Source organism: uncultured Sphingomonas sp., assembly GCF_946477935.1.
Classification (GTDB): Bacteria; Pseudomonadota; Alphaproteobacteria; order Sphingomonadales; family Sphingomonadaceae; genus Sphingomonas.
This window is the reverse complement of sequence record NZ_CAMLAC010000006.1, coordinates 34253-43666: the sequence shown is the minus strand read 5'-3', so window position 1 is coordinate 43666 and position 9414 is coordinate 34253. Positions and strand designations below refer to the sequence as shown.

General features: G+C 66.1%; 8 protein-coding genes and 1 pseudogene. 3 read left to right on the top strand and 6 right to left on the bottom strand.

Annotated elements, in window-relative coordinates:
• Positions 1-280: pseudogene (locus Q0U08_RS01675) on the top strand (hypothetical protein); the annotation flags it as partial.
• A 12-nt stretch (positions 281-292) separates the two neighbouring features.
• Here Q0U08_RS01675 and Q0U08_RS01670 read toward each other — a convergent pair.
• Entirely contained in the window at positions 293-955 is a 663-nt protein-coding gene (locus Q0U08_RS01670; RefSeq protein WP_298089350.1) for an anti-sigma factor, read from the bottom strand.
• Entirely contained in the window at positions 952-1443 is a 492-nt protein-coding gene (locus Q0U08_RS01665) for a sigma-70 family RNA polymerase sigma factor (protein ID WP_298089349.1), read from the bottom strand. Before Q0U08_RS01665 ends, Q0U08_RS01670 begins: the two co-directional genes overlap by 4 nt.
• 78 nt (positions 1444-1521) lie before the next feature.
• Here Q0U08_RS01665 and Q0U08_RS01660 point away from each other — a divergent pair, with 78 nt between their 5' ends.
• Together Q0U08_RS01660 and Q0U08_RS01655 are read left to right on the top strand one after the other, a co-directional pair.
• Positions 1522-2751 (top strand): S8 family serine peptidase, encoded by a 1230-nt coding sequence (locus Q0U08_RS01660; RefSeq protein WP_298089348.1) that lies wholly within the window; start codon positions 1522-1524, stop codon positions 2749-2751.
• 71 nt (positions 2752-2822) lie between these two features.
• Positions 2823-3650 (top strand): hypothetical protein, encoded by an 828-nt coding sequence (locus Q0U08_RS01655; protein WP_298089347.1) that lies wholly within the window; start codon positions 2823-2825, stop codon positions 3648-3650.
• 90 nt (positions 3651-3740) lie between these two features.
• On the opposite strand, the gene Q0U08_RS01650 is transcribed toward Q0U08_RS01655, so the two are convergent.
• The 4 genes from Q0U08_RS01650 to Q0U08_RS01635 all read right to left on the bottom strand — a co-directional run bounded on the left by Q0U08_RS01650 (position 3741) and on the right by Q0U08_RS01635 (position 9182).
• Positions 3741-4148 carry a hypothetical protein gene (locus Q0U08_RS01650; RefSeq protein ID WP_298089346.1) on the bottom strand — a complete coding sequence of 136 codons (408 nt, stop codon included), beginning with the start codon at positions 4146-4148 and terminating at the stop codon, positions 3741-3743.
• 395 nt (positions 4149-4543) lie between these two features.
• Entirely contained in the window at positions 4544-4948 is a 405-nt protein-coding gene (locus Q0U08_RS01645) for a hypothetical protein (protein ID WP_298089345.1), read from the bottom strand.
• A 98-nt stretch (positions 4949-5046) separates the two neighbouring features.
• Positions 5047-5679: a tyrosine-type recombinase/integrase gene (locus Q0U08_RS01640; RefSeq protein WP_298089344.1), complete on the bottom strand. Its 633-nt coding sequence runs from the start codon at positions 5677-5679 to the stop codon at positions 5047-5049.
• 260 nt (positions 5680-5939) lie between these two features.
• Positions 5940-9182 carry a PAS domain S-box protein gene (locus Q0U08_RS01635; protein WP_298089342.1) on the bottom strand — a complete coding sequence of 1081 codons (3243 nt, stop codon included), beginning with the start codon at positions 9180-9182 and terminating at the stop codon, positions 5940-5942.
• Between the last annotated feature and the right edge of the window lie 232 nt (positions 9183-9414).

The window sequence follows — 9414 nt, the reverse complement described above, 5'->3', positions numbered from 1 at the left end:
AGGATATACCGTGGTGGGCCAGCCCGCCGGCTATCGGCTGGAGAATGTCACGATCGCGCGCGGCGGTGTGGCCCTGCGGGTCGGACAGGCGAGCGAGATCAGCCTTGCCTATCAGCACGCCTCGCGCGTCAGCGACACCAGCGGCAACCGGCGGGAGGTTGCCGCGGGACTGGAGACGAGCCTGTCGCCGCGCCTGTCGCTGGGGGTACAGGGCAGCGCCGGGCTGAGCCGCGGCGCGCCGGATGCGGGTGCCGGACTGCGGCTCGGCGTCCGGCTGTAGCCGGAGAGGGGCTTAGCGCCAGCCGCGTTGCCGGGCGCTGGCCTCCCCCGCAGCGTCGAGCGGCTCGCCCGCCATCATCGCCTGAGCGGCGCTCAGCAAGGTTGCATCGCCGGACCCGGCCTGACGATAGTCGGTCCCGGCAGCCTGACTCCCCGGCATGGTCCGCACCAGCCGCCAACCGTCACTGTCGCGACAGGCGATGCCGTCCTGCGCCTGGCTGGCGAAGACACGGCAATACTCGCCCTCTCGATTGCGGAAGCTGACGAGCAGCCGAGGATCGCCGTCGCTCGACGCAAGCCGCTGGTCGAGCGCGTCGCCAATCGCGCCGCCGGCATGATCGCCGCTGCCGGGTGAATTCTGCCACGGCGCGGCCAGTCCGATCGCGAGCGCTAGCCCGGCCGCGACCGCTCCCGCCGGCCACCAGCGCGTGACGGAGGGACGGCGCGGCGGCAGCACGACGACGTTGCTCTTCAGCAACGCTGAAAGCCGCTCCGGCACCGGCTCTTCCGCGATCGGTGCGAACGCACGCCCGATCCGCTCGCGCAGGGCGCGGTGTTCGGCCAGACGGTGCGCGAGCGCGGGATCGTCCGCCAATGCGCGTTCGACTCGTTTTGCGGTGACGGGATCGAGCTCGCCATCGGCGTAGGCCATCAGCAGCGCGTCATCGATCGTCATGCCGCCTCTCCCATCCGCGCGAGCAGCGCCTGGCGTCCGCGCACCAGCCGCGAAGTCAGCGTTCCCATCGGCACGTCCAGCACCGCCGCGGCTTCCTTATAGGCCAGCCCCTCGATCAGGACGAGCGCGACCGCTTCCCGCTGTTCGTCGGGCAGGGCGGCCATCGCGCGCTGGACATGCGCCAGCTCCAGCCGTGCCTCGAGCGCGCGGGCGCCATCGTCGCCGATTGCTGCGCCCGCCTCTTCGGGCAGGAGGGTCTGGGCGGCGCGGGTGCGGGCGCGGCCCTGATCGATCCAGGCGTTGCGGGTGATGCGGTACATCCAGCTGTCCATCCTTGTTCCCGGTTGCCATTGGTCGCGCGCGTTGAGCGCCTTTTCGATCGCGACCTGGCACAGGTCGTCGCCGTCCGCGGCGTCGCGCGACAGCGAGCGGGCAAAGCGCCGCAAGCGCGGCAGGATTGCCAGCAACTCGTCCTCGAACCTCGCCAATGCCGTTCCAATGTCCTTGTTACCGGATGAAACGGATGCCGATGGCCGTTTCATCCCCATGATGGCATATTCACGGCGATGAAGGCGAGGATCGTATCGCTGGCAGCGGCGCTGCTGCTGACAGTTGCGGGAGCGGCGGGTGCTCAATTGCTGCCCGCCGTGCCCGATATCGGTGGGCTGGCGCCGGCGCTCAGGCCGGTGACGGACGCGGTCGCGGGCTTGCCCGAGCGCGGCGGACGCGCGCTGGAAGCCTTGAGGATCGATCGCGTCGCCGCGCTGGTGCGGCGGTATCCGGATCGGATCACAAGGGACCCTCAGGGCTTCCCGGCCCGCGCCGGCGAAGTGGTGGTGACCGATCCCGAGGCAAACGTGATCGCCGCCGCCACGCAGCGCGGCTATCGAGTGATCGACAGCGGCGACCTGCTTGGGGTGGGTTTTGCCCGTCTGGCCGCGCCGCCGGGCCGCAGCCTTTCCGCGGCGATCCGCGATCTGCGCAAACTTGGCGCGCAGGACGTCGCCGCCGATCAGTTACATGCCGAAAGTGGCGCTGTCGCCTCAGCACCGCTGGCCATCCTTGCTCCATCTGCACCAGATGCCACGGCGCCACGGGTCGGCGTGATTGATGGCGGGGTGGCCGGTGCGGTGGAACAGCGCGGTTTCGCCACCGGTGCGCCGAACGCCAGTGCCCATGGCACCGCGGTGGCCTCGCTGATCGCCGGGCGCGGACCGATCCGGGGCGCGGCGCCGGGGGCGCGGCTGGTCATCGCGGACGTCTATGGCACGGACCCCGCCGGCGGCAACGCGACCGCCATCGCCAAGGGGCTCGCATGGCTGGCCGGCCAGCGTGTCGCCGTGGTCAATATCAGTCTGGTCGGCCCGGCCAACCCGCTGCTCGCCCGCGTCGTTGCGGCGGCACAGGCGCGGGGCATGCTGATCGTCGCGCCCGTCGGCAATGACGGCCCGGCATCGCCACCGAGCTTTCCCGCTTCCTATCCGGGTGTCATCGCCGTCACCGGCGTCGATGCGCGCAACCGCATCTTGATCGAGGCAGGCAGGGCGTCCCATCTCGATTATGCCGCGCCCGCCGCGGACATGATGGCGGCCGCGACCGACGGGCGTGCGGTGGCGGTGCGCGGGACGTCGTTCGCCGCACCGCTGGTCGCGGGTACGCTCGCCTGGGCCTACCCCTCGGCGGACCCCGGCCGTCGCGCCGCGGCACTCGCGTCCGTCGATCGCGGAGCGCGGCCGCTCGGCTCGCGCTACGGCCGCGGCTTGGTGTGCGGCAACTGCCGCACGCCGCCACGCTGATTTTTTCGGGATTAAACGGATCAGGCCATCCGTTATCCGATCAGACACGCAACAGCTGAAGGAGATTGAAGATGACCAAGTGGCTGATCGGCACGGCCCTGTGCCTGATGACCGTTTCGCCCGCCGGGGCCCAGCTGCTGGGCGGCGCCGGGGGTGGTATGCTCGGCGGCACTCTGGGTGGATCTCGGAGCGGAGCCGGCGTTGGCAGCGCCACCGGGATGCTCGGCGATACGATGGGACGCACGAGCGGTGCAGCCGCGTCGAGCGGGTCGGTGCAGGCACAGCGCAGAGTCGACACCCGCAGCGGGCGGGCGAACGCCTCCGGCAACGCGTCGGGCGGATCGGCGCTGGACGGCGCAGCGAGTCCTGCGGGACGCTCGATCGGTGGCTCGGCAGGCGGGTCCGGCTCCGCGGCGGGATCGGTGGACACGCAACTGATCGGCACCGACGCGATCGCAAGCACGGCGCGCAACGGCGTCTCCTCCGCTCGCAACGCCGTTTCGCAGGTCCGGAGCGCCGGTGGTGCGACGCTGGATCGCGCGCGGACGACGGCAGGACAGGCTTTTGCCGGCGCCGGCAATGCGGCGGGAAGCGGCAATGCGGCCGGTAGTCTCGGCACCGGGCAATTGGCCTTGGCGGGCAGCGCGGCGGCGGATGGCACCGGCAGTTTCGACGTAACGCGCGGCATGAACGTAGCGGACGCGCGGGGCCGCGTGATCGGGACGGTACAGGCCGTGCGGGCCGGTGCGAGTGGCGCGGTCGAGGCGGTGACGGTCGCCGTCGGCAACCGTCTGGCCCAGCTGCCCGCCGCCAATTTCAGCGGATCGGGCGACGTCCTCGTCTCGCAGATGAGCAGGGCCGAGGTCACCCGCACCGCAAAGGATCAGCAGGCGCAGTAACGGGTGGCGATCCGGGCCGTCGGTTGCACCGCCGACGGCCGACCTACCCGCTCACACGGTCTTCCGCGTCGACGCAGAGCCTTGGTGACGTCAGGGCGCGAATACGGCGCGCAGGCAGCCATCTTCCTTGTGCTTGAACATGTGACAGCCCCGGGGGCTCTCTTCGAGCGACAAGCGGTACGTGGCGAGCGTGGCCGGCGTCAACGCGCCGCGCTGTGCGTCTTCCAGCAGGCGCGGGACATAGGCCTGACCATGTTGCTGGGCGGCCCTGACCGTCACGCCCTTGTTCATCAGCAGGCCAAGCGGGAACTTGTCCATCAGGCCATAGACGCCGAGGATCGAGAGGATGCCGCCCTTGCGCACCGCCTCGCCGCGGTCCGTCTCGAGATACAGGGCCTGCTTCACCCGGTCATAGGCATGTTGCAGCCCGGTGCCGCCGGCTTCCATCCCGACCGCGTCCGCCGCATCGCTGCGCCGCGGTGCGAGGCTGCTGCTCAAGACGCTCGACATCCATTGCCCGACGGCGCGGGGCCTCTCAGAGCGCTCCCAAGACACGCAGACGACGCGCCTAGGTTATGAGGCTGCGATCCGCACGCTGGACGAGGCGGATATCGCGGTGTCGCGCGTGGGAATCGACGAGTACGTTTGCCAGAGACAGGCATGGCAATCGCTCGCATGTCGTGTCGCGCTGCCGCTGGGGGTACACGATGGCGGAGATCGCCTGCCGGTCGGGTATGGCTCGGGCCGGTAACGACCTGGCGTGAGCGTTGGTGACATCGGAGCGTGAAGATGAACAGACGGCGCCTTGTGGCAAGCTGATCGAGTGGTTTGAAGGTCCACTTGTGGGTCGACGTGGCGGCGGCGGGGTGGACGCTCTCGCCCATTTGCGAACATCACTCGCCCAGGATGCATGTCCGAGAAGCCGACATTGTGCTCTTCGCGAGAGCACAAAGCTGCGGGTTAGCCGGATGGGTCAGGTTCGCACGTTCGCCGAGGCACGCTTCATAATTCGAAATGCCGACGTCGAACTCTTCATGTTCTCTCAGCGGTTCACGCAGGTGCTTACAGGCCTGCCGAGCCAATTTGATTGCGACAGGCCCGCCCCCTTCTGCGGCATAGCGGACTGAAGTGGCCTGTTGGCTTTCGTCTGAACCGGACGAGCAAGAAGCCAATACGAGCGGTAAGAAGAGAAGGATGGGAACACGCATGGCGATAGGCTCTGCGCGAACGGCTGTTTTTGCAAGATGCTGGTAGGAAGCCGCCAGACCGTTTCCCCCCAACGCCAGATGTTCGGTCATCCGATTTGGCCGTGGATGGGACGACTTTTGCAAGGTGAACGAACTGCGGAAGTCGGGACACGACAAGGCCGCGCTGAATGACAGAATGCGGGATCTGCTTACACCTCGGTTCGTTCCGCCAACTCCAATGCATCTTCCACGTCCACGCCGAGGTAACGCACCGTACTGTCTATTTTGGCATGGCCGAGGAGGATCTGAACGGCGCGGAGGTTTCCCGTGGCCTTATAGATGATCGAAGCCTTCGTACGTCGGAGCGAATGCGTTCCATAATCCTGAGGAGTAAGGCCAATGCCAACGACCCACTCATGCACGAGACGCGAGTATTGTCGCGTACTTATATGGGCCATGTAGTCGTTACGGCTCGGAAAGACGAAGTCGTTCAGGGTGCCGCCTCGGCGCTCCAACCACGCACGCATCGTCTTCCGAGCCGTGTCCATCAACTCAAACTGAACGGGTCGCCTAGTCTTCTGCTGAACGACGACCGCGCGGTCGCGCACACGCCCGCCCGAAACCACATCGCCAATGCGCACCTTGACCACGTCACAGCCGCGGAGCTTGCTATCGATAGCAAAGTCAAAAAGGGCTCGGTCACGGAGTCGCCTGTGTTGATCGAGCCAAAAGCGGATGGCCCAGACCTGCTGCTGCTTCAGAGCCCGCTTGGCGCCGACCAGTCGGCCTTCGTTCCAAGGCCGGAGTTCATGATATGCAGGGTCCATCGACGAGTGACCCATCAGCCATCTCCATCAAGCCAACTTGATCAGTCAATGATATGCCAGGGAGGTAAACACGCCGCAAAAAATGGGCTGACTGGCTGATAGGTTCTATGAACGAAAGACGGAAATCGGAAGGGCAGAGTGCGTCGCCACGGTCGGCTTCTGGGTCAACGCGGCCCGAGGGGCCGACTGCTTCCAAGACGTTTTTTTGACCTTCCGGCCTGCTCTTGATCGACGGTGAAGCTGTCGCTCCTGAGTCGACCGACTGAGACGCCGCGCTAGAGCTGTGCGACGGCTTCAACTATGCGGCTGAAGGTTACTGGCTTCTGCAGTCGGACAACATCGACGAGATCGGGCGGAACGGCATCTGGATCGTATCCGGTCAGGAAGACGAATGAGATGCCGCGCTCCTTCAGCGCGTGCGCGATCTCGAACCGGGGCCCACCTCCACCGAGATTAAGATCGAGCACAGCGTGGGTCGGCGTTGCCGTGTCGAGCAGATCGAGCGCTGCGTCCTCGCTGGGACAAGGACCGAGCACGGTGGCGCCCGCACCGCGCAGCGCGGCGGCCGTGTCTCCGGCGATGTAATAGTCGTCCTCCACAACGAGCACACTGCGGCCCGTCAGGTCAGGTGCTCCAGACATATCCAGCATACCTCCAAAAACTGTGATGGGGGACGGCGCGTCCGTCTCGAGGATGCTCTCGCTTTCCTTGAGCGGCAACTCGAGACGACAGCGAGCGCCGTCGGTCTCGATGGTGATCTTGCCGCTGCCGCCGAGCTCATAGGGAATCTTGCCTTCGATCAGGTCGCTGCCGAAGCCGCGTCGCGCCGCCGTTTGCCGTGGCGGCACGCCCTGCTCGACCCAATCCAACCCGAGCCACGTCCGGCCGCGCTTCTCAAACGGCGCCCACTCTACGCGAAGGCGGCCATCGGCGACGGAAAGGGCGCCGTATTTGAGCGCGTTGGTCGAAAGCTCGTGAAGCGCAAGCGTGAGCACCTCAACCACCTTCGGCGACAGCTGCACGTCGGGTCCGACAAGCTCATACTGCCCGCCACCATGGGCCTGCGCGCCGACTTCGCTCTCGACAATGTCACGCAGCGAGCCACCAGTGTTGGCATGCCGCGTGAGCAGCGCCTGAACACGGGCCAGAGCCAGCAGCCGTCCTTCGAGCAGCGTCCGATACTCCTCAACGTCCGCAGCTCCGTCTGCGGATCGCCGCGCCATCGAGCGGATCATCGCCATGATGTTGCGCACGCGGTGCTGCAGCTCGGCGAGCAACACGCCCTGATGCTCGACGGCCAGCTTCGCCTCCGTTACGTCCTCGGCGATGCCGCCCACCCGGGGGATGTCCCGATCGTCGCGGAGCGGAAAGCTGGTGTTACGGATCCAGCGGAAGGCGCCGTCGGTCGGGCGCTGGATACGGAACTCATGCGTGACGGTTTCGCCCGCACTGGCAGCTTGGAGGCGGCTCAAGGCAGTCTCGCGATCCTCTGGCACGATCATCGCTGCCCAGCGGGCCAGGTCGCCCAAAAGCCTGTCGGGCTCGGTCCCATAGATCGTGGCGATGGCAGGGCTGACGAACTCCATCGTGAGGGTGTCGGCCTGCCTGATCCAGAGAGCGGCTGCAGACGCGTTGGAAAATTGCCGGAACCGCTCCTCGCTGTCTCGGATCGCAGCCTCAGCGCGCGCGTGTTCGACAGCGGCCCATGTCCGCTCGGCCGCTTCTTCGATCAAGGCAACCTCGCTGGCGGTCCACCGTCGCGGGGTCGCCATGACGACGACGACACTCCAGATCGGGTTGCCGGCGCCGCGACGCACCGGCGCCGCGATCAACGCGCCGAACCGCATGGCGGCGACATTGCGGCGGTCGACCTCCGTCAGCGCCGGATCGTTCGCCATATCGTCGGACACCAATGTCCTTTGCTGCCACTCCAGGAATGCTTTGGGGTAGTCGGAGAGCCGGATTACCCCAGGAACTTCAGGCATGTCCGCACCCCGGCGGAGCTGGTGAATGACGTCGGCGCGATCCTTTTCCGGAAGGACACTCACGATATAGCAAAGGTCGAACCGCAGCTCCTCGGCGAGCATTGCGACCGCGTGCTCGATGATAGCTTCAGCCGGGATCGCGCGCAGGTTGTCGCTCAGCCTGAGCAGGAACGCCTGCCGCTCGTCACCTTCGCGCATCCGCTCTTCGGCGCGTTTCCGGTCGTCGATATCCTCATAGAGGATGACGACCCGGTCCCGGCTCGCCGGATAGACGAACGTCTCGTACCACCGGGCCCCGTGCTCATTCTCGAAGCTCTGAGGCGTTTGTGTCCTGGCCACCGCGTCGAACGTTTCGGTCCACTTCGGGTCGACGTATGGAAAGAGCTCACTGGCCCTTCGCCCCTGCGCGTCGGCGACGGCTATCCCAAACATCCGCTCGAAGGCCGGATTGAGTTGCAGGTACAGCTGATCGACCGCCCGGCCGTCGCCATCACGAATGAGCTCCAGCTCGCAATAACCCTGACCCATGGTCTCGAAGAGCGTACGGTATTTGCTTTCGCTCTCTCGTAGCGCCTGTTCCGCGAGCTTTCGTTCGGTGATATCTCGCCATTGGATGGCAATGTTGCCGTGGGTTGTCGGATAAGCGCGCGTATCCACCCACATCGTTTTGCCGTCGGGCCAGCTATAGGAATGTTCCATCGCCTCTCGCGTGCGGGTACGCATCACCCGCTTGAACATTTCACCTTGCGGCGAATCTGCGCTTCCGGGGAACGCTTCCCAATGATTACGCCCAACAAGTTCGTCGCGGCGGCGTCCGTCGAGCCGCACAGTCTCAGCGTTGACATCCAGGATCCTGAACTCCGTGTCGAACAGGGCGAAGCCTTCCGACATCGAGTCAAGTACGTCGCGGAGCTGCTGCTCGCTCGCTTGCAACGCCGCCCGCTCCGCTGACGCCTCGTCGAGGGCCGCGGTCATCTGGAACGCGGCGGCGGTGAAGCGGGCGAGGCTTTGCAGGACCCGAGCATCCTCCGCGTCGAAACGGCCGTTGGGGGTATGCTTGATGGCCCAGAGCGTGCCGATCGCCTTGCCCTCCGCATGCCAGGGCGTCAGCAGATTCTCGTAGATGCGTGGTTCGACACTCCGCAGTGCCGGGAAGAACCGCTCCGCTTCCTGGAAGAGCAGGACGCGATTGCGGTCGATCACGGTCCCACAGGGGCTGGCCTCGGCGGGCATGGTGCCATGCAGGTTGGGCGCAAACGCGCCTGCTGCGGCCCGCCAGCGGAGCATGCCGCTCGTTCCGCCGGGCTCCAGGATGCTGATGCCGGCGGAATCTGCATGACACAGCTCCATGACTAGTTCGGCGCATCTCTGGAGCACGCCGCGTGGATTGGTGGCCATCTCCTCGGCAAGGAGGCCGAGCGCCCGGCTCTCGGCCTCATGATCCGCCGCGCGAGACGGCCGGCTCGCCAGCTCAGCCGTGATGAGGACGTCATCAACGTTCGTCAGCGGATCTGAACTGGCATTGCTGGTCATCGCACTCTCCTGAGTTCAACAGAGCCGCGAGACCGGGCCAAGATCAAGAGGTGATCCGACAGAAATGTTTATACGCTTCAGCAAGTTAACTTCGATCAAGAGGCTGCATCAGTCTCCATTTGCCAGTTGCCAAGCCGAACCCGCGGCCCCTGAGGCTCCGAAGCCAACCTGTCCTTCGGTACTGGGACCGATGCTTGAGCGGTCGATCAGCGACATGAACAAGCGGCAGGTT

Excerpts from the sequence above, each read along its gene's own strand:
- Q0U08_RS01670 (WP_298089350.1), bottom strand. The coding sequence starts at position 955 with ATGACGATCGATGACGCGCTGCTGATGGCCTACGCCGATGGCGAGCTC.
- Q0U08_RS01660 (WP_298089348.1), top strand. The coding sequence starts at position 1,522 with ATGAAGGCGAGGATCGTATCGCTGGCAGCGGCGCTGCTGCTGACAGTT.
- Q0U08_RS01655 (WP_298089347.1), top strand. The coding sequence starts at position 2,823 with ATGACCAAGTGGCTGATCGGCACGGCCCTGTGCCTGATGACCGTTTCG.
- Q0U08_RS01645 (WP_298089345.1), bottom strand. The coding sequence starts at position 4,948 with ATGACCGAACATCTGGCGTTGGGGGGAAACGGTCTGGCGGCTTCCTAC.
- Q0U08_RS01640 (WP_298089344.1), bottom strand. The coding sequence starts at position 5,679 with ATGGGTCACTCGTCGATGGACCCTGCATATCATGAACTCCGGCCTTGG.
- Q0U08_RS01635 (WP_298089342.1), bottom strand. The coding sequence starts at position 9,182 with ATGACCAGCAATGCCAGTTCAGATCCGCTGACGAACGTTGATGACGTC.